We start from the raw sequence: 13,577 nt of genomic DNA, 5'->3' as shown, positions 1-13,577 counted from the left end.
TCAATATCGACCGGGCCGCCAGCAACGACCCGGCGAGGTTTTATTCTTCAGTAGAACCGCTGGCGGCGTTGCTGGCAACCTCACCCGCTTTCTGTTTTTTGTAGGCCAGCGCAGCAGCCGGAACCGGGGCAGCTTTGCCCGTTTCCAGCCAGTCACGCAGACGATTAGCATCGGCAAAATGAGTATATTTACCAAATGCGTCCAGTACCACCAGCGCGACCGGCCGGTTTTTAATCATGGTGCGCATGACCAGACAGTGTCCCGCTTCATCGGTATAGCCCGTTTTGGTCAGCTGAATGTGCCAGCCATTTTTATAAACTAAATGGTTGGTGTTACGGAACGGCAACGCATAGCTGGGGTGCGTAAAGACGGCGGTTTCTTCTTTGGTGGTACTCAGTTCGCCCATCAGAGGATACTCGCGCGTGGCTTTTAACAGCTTCACCAAATCCTCTGCGCTGGAAACGTTCTGGATCGACAGCCCCGTGGGTTCCACGTAGTGCGTATGGTTCATCCCGAGCGCGCGCGCCTTGGCATTCATCGCCTTAATAAAGGCATTGTATCCGCCGGGATAAGCATGGGCCAGGCTGGCCGCCGCACGGTTTTCTGATGACATCAGCGCCAGCATAAGCATGCTCCGGCGGCTGATCTGGCTGTTCAGCTTCACGCGTGAAAACACCCCGCGCATCTCCGGCGTCTGACTGATATCAACCTTGACCATCTCGTTCATTGGCTGATGTGCATCCAGCACCACCATCGCCGTCATCAGTTTCGTGATCGAGGCAATAGGCCGCACCCGGTCGGGGTGGCTGGAGAATAAGGTTTTGCCACTCGTCAGATCGACAATCAGGGCACTGCCTGAGGCGATTTGCGGCTGAGCAATGGGGGCCATTTGCGACAGCGTGGTGGTCGCCTGTGCTGGAAGTGAGAAAACCTGCCCGGAAACGAGCAGCGCCAGCGTTAACAGTGAAAAGCGAATTTTTGCAGGCATCGTGGAAAAAAGACCCGGTTAAGATTGTGCGCTGTGAAAACACAGGCCGCCGACGACTGAGCAGGCAGAGCGCGGGCTGGCCGCAGCATCATACGCTGAAGCCGTGAACTTTTCCTGGTGAGATTGTTTCTGAGCGTTAAAAAGATGTTGCCGCTGGTGAAGCGGCAACAGGGTGCTAAAACAGGTTCGGGCCGTAGCCCCACAGAATCACCGTCAAGGCCAGTAAAACTTCAAACACCAGTACGCCGATGGCCAGCGTGGAACTGGAAAACCGCAGGCTCTCATCCCGGTCGATATTCAGAAACAGCGGAATGCCCACGTACAAGAGATAACCGGTATACAGCAACGCCAGCGCGCCCGCAAATACACACAGCCATACCAGTGGATAGAGCGCCACCAGGCCGCTTAAAAACAGCGGTGTCGCCACGTAGCCCGCAAACACGGTACAGCGCTGGACGCCGGGACGCTGAGGATAGTCACGCGCCATCCAGTGGATAACCCGCCCCATCACCGCCACGCCGCCCAAAATCAACAGATAAAACAGAATACCTAAGCCCAATGCTGTCAGCATATTCAGCTGTACATACTGCCCCTCACCCAGGTTCCAGCCTGACTGCGTGGTTCCGATCATGGCGCAGATGACCGGAATGGCCGCCATCAACAGAACGTGATGAGTGTAATGGTGCGAAACCGTTTCGTTCTCTTGCTTGATAGTGCGCATTTCCTGATTAGGATGCGCTAACAAACCCCAGACATGGTTCATACGCTTACTCCTCTGATGCAGTTGGGCTACCCCGTTCTGATGCAGGAACCACGTAAGGGCAGCATTGCTTACAGTATAAACGGCAAGGCAATTTCTGTGGACTTTGTGCAAAAAAACGGCAAAAAAGATCGCTTATTAACGCGTAAACGGATGACGTAACAAATCAGGTATAAACTGAAAGAAAATGTCTTCACACAGGGAGTGCATCTTGCATTTGGATATCAACGGATTAATTACGCAGTATGGCTATCTGGCACTGTTTATCGGCTGTATTGCCGAAGGAGAAACATTCTTATTGCTGGGCGGCGTGGCCGCTCATGAGGGGTTACTGCATTATTCCGGCGTGGTGCTGGCGGCAATGGCGGGCGGCATTATGGGCGATCAGCTGCTGTACTGGGTTGGCAGACGCTTTGGTACCCGTATTTTACGGCGCTTTAAAAAGCATCAGGACAAAATTGTTAAAGCCAACCGGTTGATCAAGCGCCGCCCCAGCCTGTTCGTGATTGGCGCGCGCTTTATGTACGGCTTTCGCCTGATTGGCCCGATTATTATTGGTGCAAGCCGCCTTAATCCGCTGAAATTTCTGGTGCTTAACATCATCGGGGCGGCTATCTGGTCACTGCTGTTTGTCACGCTCGGCTATTTTGCAGGCGGCATTATCGCCCCCTGGCTGCACAAGCTCGATCAGCACTTTAAACACCTTTTATGGCTGGCTGCCGCCGTGGTGTTTGCCTTCGTGCTGCGCTGGGCGATTCGCCACTGGAATAACCGTCGAGCTGACGATCAGTAACCCTTGAACTGCGGGTTCGCCAGCATAAAGCCACCGTCAATAATAAAGGACTGACCGGTGGTATAGGTGGCCCATTCGGAGCTAAGCCAGGCCACCATACTGGCAATTTCATGGGTATCACCCGGGCGGCCCGCAGGAATCTCAGGCATTTTGACGTTATGAGCATCGGCATCGGTCATTTTATTCATCGGCGTGGCAATCGCGCCCGGTGCCACCGCATTCACCAGAATATTGTGCGGCAGCAAACTTAACGCCATCGACTTGGTTAATCCGCCTGCCGCATGTTTTGCTGCGGTGTAAGCGACGGAACCCGGCAGCGGCGTATGTTCGTGCACGGAGGTGATATTAATGATGCGTCCGCCCTGCCCCTGCTTAATCATGTTGCGTGCCGCCACCTGCCCGCAGATAAAAACGCCATCCACATCCACGCTAAAGGTCTTACGCCAGTCTTCCCAGGTCACGTCCATAAAGTCGGCTTTGAAATTTGCTCCGGCATTGTTGACCAGAACGTCGATGCGGCCCAGCTTATCGATCAACTGCTGCAGCACTTTGCCTCCGGCGGGTGGATCGGCCAGGTCGAGCTGGATCATCTCGGCGCGTTGCCCACTATCTTCCACCCGTTTTGCCGTTCGCAGTGCGCCTTCTTCGTCCGACCGCCAGGTGATGCCAATATCGAATCCCTGCTCTGCTAACATTTCAGCACAACGACTGCCAATGCCTGAATCCGACGCGGTAACGATTGCCACTTTTCGTTGTGGTGTAGTCATGACGGTCTCCTCTGGAAGTGTATGAAAAGTATATACCGCAATGAAAATTGTGCCCTTAGCGGGCGGAGCAGCGGGCAGGTTAACGATCTGTGCCAGAACGAAGCGGTATGCAGGCACCCGGCTATAGTTAAGGCTGACACTGACAGGGAGAAACCGATGAGTAAGGTTAAACGTAAGATTGACGATCATGGCGTAATAGGCGATTTACGCACCTGCGCGCTGGTCGCAAACGATGGCACTATTGACTACCTCTGCTGGCCGGAACTGGACAGCCCGTCAGTGTTTTCAGCCTTACTGGACAGCGATGAGGCAGGCCTGTTTTCCCTGGCACCCGACTGGCAAAACGCCCGTCGTCAGCAAATTTATCTTCCTGATACCAACATTTTACAGACCCGCTGGCTGTCTGAAGAAGGCGTGGCTGAAATCACCGATTACATGCCGATCTGCGATCGCCAGGATAAGCTGCCGCGTATCATCCGTCGGGTAAAAATGGTACGCGGCCGGGCGCGCTTTAACATGGTCTGTTCCCCGCGTCATGATTACGCCCGTGCAGACACGCGCGCTGAGGTACAACGTGGCTGTATTGATTTTCACGCCACCGATCAGCCGTCGCTGCGCCTGGCGGCGACGGTGGTGATGACGCTGGAAGGCAATCACGCCACCGCCAGCTTTGAGCTTAAAGCCGGTGAACATGCCGAATTCGAATTTGGCAGCGTACGCGATGCCCACATCGAAAAGCTGGCCACCGCGAACTGCTTTGAAGAAACGCTGAGCTACTGGCGTGAATGGAGCAGCCGCAGCACCTATCACGGTCGCTGGCAGGAGATGGTACAACGCTCTGCACTGGTACTTAAACTGTTGACCTCCTGGCAACACGGCTCCATCGCTGCGGCTGCCACCTTTGGCCTGCCCGAGGAACTGGGCGGCGAACGCAACTGGGATTACCGTGCCTCCTGGATACGCGATGCCTCATTCAGCATGTACGCCTTGATGCGGCTGGGTTACGTGGACGAAGCCAGGCACTTTACGGAATGGGTCGGTCGCTGTGTAGAGAACAGCCACCATGATGAAATGCGGCTGCAGGTGATGTACCGCCTGGACAGCAGTACGGATCTTCAGGAGATGTCGCTGCTTAACCTGTCCGGCTATGCCAACTCCAGTCCGGTGCGCATTGGTAACGGTGCCTGGCGGCAAAAACAGTTAGATATTTATGGCGAACTGATGGATGCCATCTATCTTTCAAATAAATACGGCGAAGCCATTTCTCAACGTGGCTGGAACCATGTGTCAGAGATGCTGGACTGGCTGTGCGATAACTGGCATCAGCCGGATGCGGGGATCTGGGAAATGCGCGGTGAGCCCGAGCACTTCCTTCATTCCCGCTTGATGTGCTGGGTTGCCCTGGATCGTGGCCTGCGCCTTGCGATGAAACGTTCACTGCCGATGCCCTATGAGCGCTGGGACAAAACCCGTCGCGAGATTCGTGATGATATCTGGAAAAATTTCTGGAACAGCGAACGCGGGCATTTTGTTTCTACCCGTCACGGTGAACACCTTGATGCCTCAATGCTGTTGATGCCGTTAGTCCGCTTTGTCGGTGCGACCGATCCCGACTGGATCGCAACGCTGGATGCCATCCAGGTGAACCTGGTGAGCGATGGCATGGTACGCCGTTATAACATCCATGAAACGCCAGCAGATGGGCTGACGGGCGCAGAGGGCTCTTTCGGTGCCTGCTCGTTCTGGTATGTGGAATGTCTGGCGCGTGCCGGACGCATTCGCGAGGCACATTTTGAGTTCGAGAAATTACTGAGCTACGCTAATCCGCTGGGTTTATATGCTGAAGAGTTTGACAGTCATGGCCAGGCATTAGGCAATACGCCCCAGGCGCTGACGCATCTCGCGTTGATCAGTGCCGCGTTTTTTCTCAACCGTAAGCTGAACGGGGACATTACCTTATGGCAACCATAAGGGCCTGTTTCCGCCCAAAATGGTAAAGAACAACGGCGGATAACGCAGGTGAGTCAGGTAAAGTATTTCAAAGTGGTTAAAATCCTGATTCACAACATCAGTTTAATGAACATATAATGCGCAGCAGGTCATAGTGACCAGCATGGGTTCGATACATTGACAAGCCTGAAACATGGCGATAAAGACTTGTAAAATATGAAAAAAAGCATTCGCGCGTTCGCTTCACTTGCATTGGCTTTGGCGGCATTCAGTCAGTCAGCCCTTGCTGTTGTTTACCCTTTACCGCCGGCTAACAGCCGTCTGACCGGGCAAAACGTTGAAATTACCATTCCTGAGGACAGTAAATTGCCTCTGGAAGCTTTTGCAGCACAGTTTCAAATGGGCCTCAGCAATATGCTGGAAGCCAATCCGGGCGTTGACGTTTATCTGCCTAAACCTGGCAGCAAACTGATCATCCCACAGCAGTTACTGTTACCTGACGCACCGCGTGAAGGCATTGTGATTAACAGTGCTGAAATGCGGCTTTACTACTATCCGAAAGGCAGCAAAACGGTTGTGGTGTTGCCTATCGGTATTGGTGAACTGGGTAAAGACACGCCGCTGAACTGGACAACGACCGTTCAGCGTAAAAAAGATGGTCCAACCTGGACGCCAACGAAAGCGATGCATGCTGAGTACGCGTCTCGGGGTGAGAACCTGCCTGCTGTCTTCCCGGCTGGCCCGGATAACCCAATGGGGCTGTATGCGCTCTATATCGGTCGTCTTTACGCCATTCACGGTACCAACGCCAACTTCGGTATTGGCCTGCGTGTGAGCCACGGCTGCGTGCGTTTACGTGCCGACGATATCAAGTGGTTGTTTGACCACGTGCCGGTTGGCACGCGCGTGCAGTTTATCAACCAGCCGGTAAAAGCCTCGGTTGAGCCAGACGGTTCACGTTGGATGGAAGTCCATAATCCACTGTCTACCACGGAAGAGCAGTTTAACTCTCGTGAGCTGGTGCCGATTACGCTGACCCAGGCCGTTGGCAAAGTGCTGGTCGATGGCAGCATCAACCAGTCTCAGGTGGATAAAGCCATTCAGAACCGCTCTGGTATGCCCGTTCAGGTTAACGCACCCGAAAACAACGTCGTGCCCGCGCCCGTTCAGATGACCGAAGGTGAAGATGCCGAGCCGAAGGAAGGGCCAATGACGCCGCTGACGTCACAGCCTGCTAATCCGGCCGCTGTACAGCAGGAACCTGCACCTCAACAGTCGCAGCCTGCAGAGCAACAGCAATCTGCTCCGCAGCAGCCTGTACAGCCGCAGTCACAGCCTGCCCAGCAACAGCCCGTACAACCGTCGCAACCGGCTCCAGCGGGTAACGGTAGCCTGTAAGGCTGTCCGTCTTCAGGTTGTTAAAAAGCCAGCGCAGGATAATCCGCGCTGGCTTTTTTTATGACGTCACCCCGGCCCGATCTTACGCGCTCAGGCCGCTACGCCGAGGGTCGTCGAAAGGTCAGCCAGCCTGCCAGCAAGGTAAAAACGAATACGATCAGCACCAGCAGTAAAAAACCGTGCGGATTCGAGGCCAGCGGAATCCCGCCCACGTTCATACCAAAAAACCCCGCCACGATATTAATCGGCAGCGCCAGCACCGTAATGACGGTTAACAGGTAAAGCGTCCGGTTACTCTGCTCCATCAGGCGAGCCGCAATCTCTTCCTGCAGAAGCCGGATGCGCTCCATCAGGCTGGCAAGATCGTTAAGCACCACGCTGAACTCTTCCGTAAACGCACGCAGCTCGCGAAGCGTGTCGCGGTTTAGCCAGGCCGGAGGCCGGTTGAGCAAGCGAAACAGTGCCGCCGGTTCCGGTGCCAGAAGACGCTGAATTCGCAACAGCATACGTCGGTAATGCCCCAGCTCACTGCGGTTAGCTTTAATCGCCGTACTTAATAAGCGCTCTTCTATGCTGTCGACTACCTGACTGATACGCCGCACCACCTGTTCCAGCTGTAACTCCTGCTCGCCAAGAAGATAAAGCAGCAAGGCTTCTGCACTGGGAAAGCTGTGTCGGGTTAACCCCTGCTGCATCTTTTCAATCATCACCGACGGGCGATAACGGGCGCTCACCACCAGATTGCGCCGACACCAGATCCACAGGGTCGCATTTTGCGTACTGCGGTTTTCCTGATTGAGCGTGACATCGTTTAGCACCGCCAGCAACGCGCTACTTTGCTCCGCCAGTCGGGTACGCGGTGAAGCAGAGTGAATTTCGTCGAAGAAGTCATCATCCACCTGGAAGTGACTCTGCACCCAGTTCTGCGCGCGGGCATGATTCAGGTTGATATGCAGCCAGAGAAAGCCGTCGTCAGGCAGCGCCTCCCCGAGTTTGACCGCTTCACGGGCATTCAGGCGGACAGGGAGAGCGTCGGGAGAAAAGAGATAACCATGGATGAGTCCGGCCACATCATCATCAAAATCACGTTTTTGTGGGGGAAGAACAACGTCTGTCGCCATGGCAATCCTGTCAGCATCATCAATAAAGACTCTCAGCCTGCTGCAGTTTTGTTACAGCAAAATGACCTCGCACGGCGTAGATCATTTTTTTGTCACAAAAAGCGGGTATCAAACAGCGTTAACCAGATGTAAATCCGCATCTGCATCCGCTAAGAGGTTTTGCATGAGCGAAAACAGTTTACCCTCTTCAGGTTCGACTCATGGACGCCCTGATTTCAATGGCAAAGGTAGCCGCTTCACAAAAACGATCTTCATTGTTCTGCTGATCGCCGGTCTGGCTTTTGCCGGGTTTAACCTGTTCCACGATGTAGAAAAAACCAATACGCCCGTCACCAGTTATTTGCCGTTCTTTCTGCTAGGCCTTGCGTTGCTGATTGCGCTGGGCTTTGAGTTTGTGAACGGCTTTCACGATACCGCCAATGCGGTCGCCACGGTCATCTATACCCACTCTCTGACGCCCGGTGTTGCCGTGGTCTGGTCAGGGCTGTGTAATTTTCTTGGCGTGATGCTCTCCAGCGGCGTGGTCGCCTTTGGCATTATTTCATTGCTGCCCGTCGAGCTGATATTGCAGGCCAGCAGCGGTAACGGCTTTGCCATGATTTATGCCCTGCTGTTCTCGGCGATTATCTGGAACCTGGGGACCTGGTATCTCGGCCTGCCCTCCTCCTCCTCGCACACCTTAATTGGCTCCATTATCGGGGTCGGCGTCGCGAATGCCATGCTGCACGGTCGCAGTGGCTTGAGTGGCGTTGACTGGGAGCAGGCCCTGAAAGTCGGTTATGCCCTTCTGCTGTCGCCGGTGGTGGGATTTGTCTGCGCCGCCCTGCTGCTGTGGACGATGAAGCTGTTTATTCGTAACCGCCAACTTTATCAGGCTCCGCAGAGCAACGAGCCGCCGCCCGTCTGGATTCGTGGACTGCTGATTCTGACCTGTACCGGTGTTTCGTTTGCCCATGGGTCGAACGACGGACAAAAAGGCATGGGGCTGATCATGCTGATTCTGGTCGGCACCATGCCGATCGCCTATGCCCTGAACCGTTCTCTGCCGTCCGACCAGATACCCCGCGTTGCCGCACTGACCGAAGTCACGGCACAACAGCTGTTGCATATTCAGCCTGCCGCCACGCCCGCGCCTGTTCCACGCGACGTGTTAACCGCGTTTGTCAGCAGCGGGAAACCCAATCCCAACGTTCTGCCTGCGCTGGCCATGACACTGCACGACGTGGGCGATCAAATTCGCCGTTACGGTTCCATGGAAAACATTCCGGCGCAATCCGTAACCAATACCCGAAATCAAATGTATCTGGCTTCGGAGTCCATTAAGCATTTGCAAACCGCTAACGTCGCCCTACCGGATCAGACGCAACGTAACCTGAAAGCCGTCAAGACCGAGCTGGACAGCGCCACGCGCTTTATTCCGATGTGGGTGAAGGTGGTCGTTGCTATCGCGCTGGGGCTGGGCACCATGGTTGGCTGGCGACGAATTGTGGTCACCGTGGGCGAGCGGATCGGTAAAACACATCTGACTTATGCCCAGGGTGCCAGCGCCGAAATGGTGGCGATGGTGACCATCGGTGCGGCCGACGCATTCGGTTTGCCCGTGTCCACCACGCACGTTCTCTCGTCCGGCGTAGCAGGAACCATGGCGGCAAACCGCTCAGGCCTGCAAATGTCCACGCTGCGGAATCTGGCTGTGGCCTGGGTATTAACGCTGCCGGTTTCCGTCTTACTTTCGGCCCTGCTCTACGGGCTGTTTATCCACATCTGACCAGGTGAATCGTCATGGCAACACACGATAACAGTTTCAACCGCGACGCGTTTAATCAGCGTTTATTGCAGGAGTTCTACGACAGCTACGATGAAGAACTGGAGCTGGAACTCGACGATCTGCGTTTTGGCGATACCACGCCAGCCGGAACGGATGAAAAGGCCTGGCGTCGTCACTATTTTCGCGAACTGCTGCGCCTGCAGGGTGAACTGGTTAAGCTCCAGGACTGGGTGATGCGCACCGGTCACCGCCTGGTTATCCTGTTCGAAGGCCGCGATGCTGCCGGTAAAGGTGGCGTGATTAAACGCATTACGCAGCGCCTGAACCCGCGTACCTGCCGGGTTGCCGCACTGCCAGCGCCTAACGATCGCGAAAAAACGCAATGGTATTTCCAGCGTTACATTGCGCATTTACCTGCTGCGGGCGAAATGGTGCTGTTCGACAGGAGCTGGTACAACCGGGCAGGCGTGGAACGCGTAATGGGCTTTTGTAATGAGGCGGAGGTCGAGGAGTTTTATCGCAGCGTGCCGGAGTTTGAAAAAATGCTGACTCGCAGCGGTATTCAAATCGTCAAATACTGGTTTTCCATTACTGACGAGGAGCAGGAGTTGCGCTTTATGAGCCGCATCCACGATCCGCTCAAACAGTGGAAACTCAGCCCGATGGATCTGGAAAGTCGCCGCCGCTGGGAAGACTATACCGAAGCAAAAGAAGAGATGCTGAGCCGCACCAATATCCCGGATGCGCCCTGGTGGGTCGTTCAGGGCGTGGATAAAAAGCGTGCGCGTCTGAACTGCATCAGCCACCTTTTGCAACAGGTGCCTTATGAAGACTCTCCCCATGATGAAATCGTTCTGCCACCGCGCGAACGGTCTGAGGATTACCGTCGTAACGACGTGCCGGACAATATGATCGTGCCTGAAAAGTATTAATGGTCTGCGCGGCAGGACGCTGCGCTACCCGTTGTTGACGCCAAAAAACGCCGCACGATTAATGACAGGTCTGCCCGTGCCATTCGGCATAACGGTTAATCGCTGTGGCAATCTCCTGGGAAGATTTTAACGCGCGAATCTCTCCGAACAGCTCGCCGGCCTCACCGTAGGCTTTGCGCAAATAACCCAACCACTGTTTGATACGTGCCACATGGTACATGCCGGTATCGCCCTGCTTTTCCAGCCGGGTGTACTTTTGCAACAGCGCGACCACTTCCGGCCAGGGCAGCGGGGCTTCATTGTACTTGATGACCCGACTCAGGTTAGGCACGTTGAGCGCACCACGACCAATCATCACGGCATCACAGCCGGTCGTCTGCAGGCAATCCTGGGCCGTTTGCCAGTCCCAAATCTCACCATTGGCGATGACCGGAATACGCAGGCGCTGACGGATTTCCCCGATGGCCTGCCAGTTAATCGCCTCGGCGCGGTAGCCATCTTCTTTGGTACGGCCATGTACCACCAGCTCGCTGGCACCGGCCTGCTGCACCGCATCGGCAATTTCCATGCTGCGTGCGCTGGAATCCCAGCCAAGACGGACCTTCACCGTGACCGGCAAAGCGTCAGGCACAGCGGCGCGCATGGCTTTCGCCGCGCGATAGATTAAATCGGGATCTTTTAACAAGGTGGCACCGCCGCCGCTGCCGTTGACCAGCTTTGACGGACAACCGCAGTTGAGATCGACGCCCCAGGAACCCAGCGTGACCGCGCGGGCGGCATTTTCCGCCAGCCAGTCAGGATGCTGTCCGAGCAACTGCAGACGGACCAGCGTGCCCGATGGCGTCCGGCTGGCATGGTGCAGTTCTGGACAGAGACGATAGAAGGATTTTACCGGCAGGAGCTGGTCAACGACACGCAGAAACTCTGTAATGCACAGATCGTAGTCGTTGACCTCCGTCAACAGCTGGCGTACCAGGGAATCCAGTACGCCTTCCATTGGTGCCAGCAAAACCCGCATTGTCAGGCGTTTCCGCTACGCTTAGGCGCAGGGCGACGTGGGCGAGCAGCAGGCTTATCAGACTGGCTCGTTGCCGGTCCCTGACGACGCGGCTGGGAACGTTTATCCCCTTGTGAACGCGCACCACCCGCACCCTGTCCACCCTGGCTACGACCACGGGGTTGCTGCGACTGACGGCCATTCACAATAGGCTCAGCTTTGATGCTCGGATCGGGCTCATAGCCAGGCACGGCAAGACGCGGAATCTCACGCTTAAGCAGACGCTCGATATCACGCAGCAGCTTGTGTTCATCCACGCACACCAGTGACAACGCGACGCCAGTAGCCGCGGCACGACCGGTACGACCAATACGGTGCACATAGTCTTCAGCCACGTTGGGGAGCTCGTAGTTCACGACGTGTGGCAGCTCTTCAATATCCAGGCCACGGGCCGCAATATCGGTAGCAACCAGTACGCGAATCGAACCGGACTTAAAATCGGCCAGTGCGCGCGTACGTGCTCCCTGGCTCTTGTTACCGTGAATCGCCGCTGCGGTAATGCCGTCTTTACCCAACTGCTCGGCAAGGTGGTTAGCACCATGCTTGGTTCGGGTAAACACCAGTACCTGCTGCCAGTTACCTTCACCGATCAGCTGCGACAGCAATTCCCGTTTGCGTTTCTTATCAACAAAATGCACCTGCTGAGAAACCTGCTCAGAGGCGGTGTTGCGGCGTGCCACTTCCACCTGCTCTGGGTTATGCAGCAGTTTTTCTGCCAGGGTTTTAATCTCATCTGAGAACGTCGCCGAGAACAGCAGGTTCTGACGTTTGGCAGGCAGTTTTGCCAGCAGGCGACGAATGTCATGGATAAAGCCCATGTCGAGCATGCGATCGGCTTCATCCAGTACCAGCACTTCGACCTGGGAAAGGTCAACCGCGTTCTGATGGACCAGGTCCAACAAACGGCCTGGCGTTGCCACCAGAATATCGACCCCGCCGCGCAGCTTCATCATCTGCGGGTTAATGCTTACCCCACCGAAAACCACCAGTGAACGAAGCGGTAAATACTTACTGTATTCAACCACGTTTTCACCGACCTGGGCGGCCAGTTCACGGGTTGGCGTCAGGATCAGGGCACGCACAGGACGGCGTCCACGCACCGCGCCCGCATTTGCTGACAGCTTCTGCAATAAAGGCAGCGTAAAACCGGCCGTTTTGCCGGTGCCGGTCTGCGCGCTTGCCAGCAGATCGCGACCGGACAGCACCACAGGAATAGCCTGGCGCTGGATAGGAGTGGGTTCGCTGTAGCCTTGCTCAGCAACCGCACGCAAAATATCGGCACTCAGGCCGAGAGAGTCAAAAGACATGACGAGTATTACTCCGGTCCACTCTGACCGTGTTTCACGGTGTAGTTTTCAGAGGGATAGTGACGCCAGCTGACGCTGACGCGTGAAAAGGGTGCAAACTACGATGCATAAGCGGCGGAGTGTAACAGCTTTAACGTCTCTGTGCGAGATAGCTCACAATTGATTACATAACCCCTTAAACAAGAAAGCCACCTTGCGGTGGCTTTTCATTGGGCGGCTAACTTAGCTGCGTTTTTTCTCAATACGTCGTGCGGGCTCTTTCACCAGCAGAGAAACCAGCGCCGGGCCCAGCAGCATAACCATGCCAAGGCTGGCTAACAGCAGGTTGTTGTGGAAGATGCGCGAGACCAGGAACAGCATCATCATGGCGGCGCCAAAATAGTAGGTGGTGGTCGCCTCTTCCAGGTAATCACCGAGGGTGCGTAAACGGGCACTACGCTGCGTGATCAGCATGGCGATAAACACCCCTGCATACGTCACCACCAGGGTACTGCACACTTCGACCAGTGCTTTATGTTTCCAGCCCCATACCAGCGCGGCAATCACCAACACGTGCATAGCGATGTGGGCCCAGGTTTGACCGGTAATAATTTGAAAGCGATTAGACAATTTCATATTTTTCTCCTGCAGACCTGGCGAGTTGCTCAAATGCAACCGAATCCGGCCAGGGACGGTTTCCTCAATGTAAAGCAAATTTCAGATAACGCCTTAATTATTCCTCTTCTTCACCCTCCAT

At 55.2% G+C, this 13,577-nt stretch carries 12 protein-coding genes; 5 read left to right on the top strand and 7 right to left on the bottom strand.

The features are described from left to right. Positions 1–40: 40 nt before the first annotated feature. Positions 41–988, bottom strand: a complete 948-nt coding sequence (gene pbpG, locus CMR03_RS17510) for a D-alanyl-D-alanine endopeptidase (RefSeq protein ID WP_096012163.1) — start codon at positions 986–988, stop codon at positions 41–43. A 175-nt stretch (positions 989–1,163) separates the two neighbouring features. After that, positions 1,164–1,751: a Yip1 family protein gene (locus CMR03_RS17505; protein WP_063878853.1), complete on the bottom strand. Its 588-nt coding sequence runs from the start codon at positions 1,749–1,751 to the stop codon at positions 1,164–1,166. A gap of 208 nt (positions 1,752–1,959) precedes the next feature. Here CMR03_RS17505 and CMR03_RS17500 point away from each other — a divergent pair, with 208 nt between their 5' ends. After that, positions 1,960–2,541, top strand: coding sequence for a DedA family protein (locus tag CMR03_RS17500; RefSeq protein ID WP_063878852.1), 582 nt, complete (start codon positions 1,960–1,962; stop codon positions 2,539–2,541). Here CMR03_RS17500 and CMR03_RS17495 read toward each other — a convergent pair. Next, positions 2,535–3,308 (bottom strand): SDR family oxidoreductase, encoded by a 774-nt coding sequence (locus CMR03_RS17495; protein ID WP_096012162.1) that lies wholly within the window; start codon positions 3,306–3,308, stop codon positions 2,535–2,537. The genes CMR03_RS17500 and CMR03_RS17495 overlap by 7 nt on opposite strands. Before the next feature lie 156 nt (positions 3,309–3,464). Between CMR03_RS17495 and CMR03_RS17490 the strand changes: the two genes are divergently transcribed. Together CMR03_RS17490 and CMR03_RS17485 are read left to right on the top strand one after the other, a co-directional pair. Then, positions 3,465–5,279, top strand: coding sequence for a glycoside hydrolase family 15 protein (locus CMR03_RS17490; RefSeq protein WP_096012161.1), 1,815 nt, complete (start codon positions 3,465–3,467; stop codon positions 5,277–5,279). A 195-nt stretch (positions 5,280–5,474) separates the two neighbouring features. Further along, on the top strand, positions 5,475–6,656 hold the full coding sequence (locus tag CMR03_RS17485; RefSeq protein WP_096012160.1) for a L,D-transpeptidase family protein: 1,182 nt from the start codon (positions 5,475–5,477) through the stop codon (positions 6,654–6,656). Positions 6,657–6,754: 98 nt separating this feature from the next. On the opposite strand, the gene CMR03_RS17480 is transcribed toward CMR03_RS17485, so the two are convergent. Further along, positions 6,755–7,777, bottom strand: a complete 1,023-nt coding sequence (locus CMR03_RS17480; protein WP_063878848.1) for a transporter — start codon at positions 7,775–7,777, stop codon at positions 6,755–6,757. 163 nt (positions 7,778–7,940) lie between these two features. Between CMR03_RS17480 and CMR03_RS17475 the strand changes: the two genes are divergently transcribed. Further along, complete coding sequence (locus tag CMR03_RS17475) at positions 7,941–9,545, top strand: inorganic phosphate transporter (RefSeq protein WP_063878847.1); 1,605 nt, start codon at positions 7,941–7,943, stop codon at positions 9,543–9,545. Positions 9,546–9,559: 14 nt separating this feature from the next. Continuing rightward, a complete protein-coding gene (gene ppk2 / locus CMR03_RS17470) occupies positions 9,560–10,477 on the top strand; it encodes a polyphosphate kinase 2 (protein WP_096012159.1) in 918 nt (305 codons plus the stop codon). A gap of 58 nt (positions 10,478–10,535) precedes the next feature. Here ppk2 and dusC read toward each other — a convergent pair whose 3' ends face one another. The 3 genes from dusC to CMR03_RS17455 all read right to left on the bottom strand — a co-directional run bounded on the left by dusC (position 10,536) and on the right by CMR03_RS17455 (position 13,456). Next, on the bottom strand, positions 10,536–11,495 hold the full coding sequence (gene dusC / locus CMR03_RS17465; protein ID WP_096012158.1) for a tRNA dihydrouridine(16) synthase DusC: 960 nt from the start codon (positions 11,493–11,495) through the stop codon (positions 10,536–10,538). Positions 11,496–11,497: 2 nt separating this feature from the next. After that, complete coding sequence (gene rhlE / locus CMR03_RS17460) at positions 11,498–12,841, bottom strand: ATP-dependent RNA helicase RhlE (RefSeq protein WP_063878844.1); 1,344 nt, start codon at positions 12,839–12,841, stop codon at positions 11,498–11,500. A 222-nt stretch (positions 12,842–13,063) separates the two neighbouring features. Next, positions 13,064–13,456, bottom strand: a complete 393-nt coding sequence (locus CMR03_RS17455) for a YbhQ family protein (RefSeq protein ID WP_063878843.1) — start codon at positions 13,454–13,456, stop codon at positions 13,064–13,066. Positions 13,457–13,577: the final 121 nt, after the last annotated feature.

This window comes from Pantoea allii (assembly GCF_002307475.1).
Lineage (GTDB): Bacteria > Pseudomonadota > Gammaproteobacteria > Enterobacterales > Enterobacteriaceae > Pantoea > Pantoea allii.
This window is presented reverse-complemented; position numbering and strand designations above follow the sequence as displayed.

Excerpts from the sequence above, each read along its gene's own strand:
- pbpG (WP_096012163.1), bottom strand. The coding sequence starts at position 988 with ATGCCTGCAAAAATTCGCTTTTCACTGTTAACGCTGGCGCTGCTCGTT.
- CMR03_RS17505 (WP_063878853.1), bottom strand. The coding sequence starts at position 1,751 with ATGAACCATGTCTGGGGTTTGTTAGCGCATCCTAATCAGGAAATGCGC.
- CMR03_RS17495 (WP_096012162.1), bottom strand. The coding sequence starts at position 3,308 with ATGACTACACCACAACGAAAAGTGGCAATCGTTACCGCGTCGGATTCA.
- CMR03_RS17490 (WP_096012161.1), top strand. The coding sequence starts at position 3,465 with ATGAGTAAGGTTAAACGTAAGATTGACGATCATGGCGTAATAGGCGAT.
- CMR03_RS17485 (WP_096012160.1), top strand. The coding sequence starts at position 5,475 with ATGAAAAAAAGCATTCGCGCGTTCGCTTCACTTGCATTGGCTTTGGCG.
- CMR03_RS17480 (WP_063878848.1), bottom strand. The coding sequence starts at position 7,777 with ATGGCGACAGACGTTGTTCTTCCCCCACAAAAACGTGATTTTGATGAT.
- CMR03_RS17475 (WP_063878847.1), top strand. The coding sequence starts at position 7,941 with ATGAGCGAAAACAGTTTACCCTCTTCAGGTTCGACTCATGGACGCCCT.
- ppk2 (WP_096012159.1), top strand. The coding sequence starts at position 9,560 with ATGGCAACACACGATAACAGTTTCAACCGCGACGCGTTTAATCAGCGT.
- dusC (WP_096012158.1), bottom strand. The coding sequence starts at position 11,495 with ATGCGGGTTTTGCTGGCACCAATGGAAGGCGTACTGGATTCCCTGGTA.
- rhlE (WP_063878844.1), bottom strand. The coding sequence starts at position 12,841 with ATGTCTTTTGACTCTCTCGGCCTGAGTGCCGATATTTTGCGTGCGGTT.
- CMR03_RS17455 (WP_063878843.1), bottom strand. The coding sequence starts at position 13,456 with ATGAAATTGTCTAATCGCTTTCAAATTATTACCGGTCAAACCTGGGCC.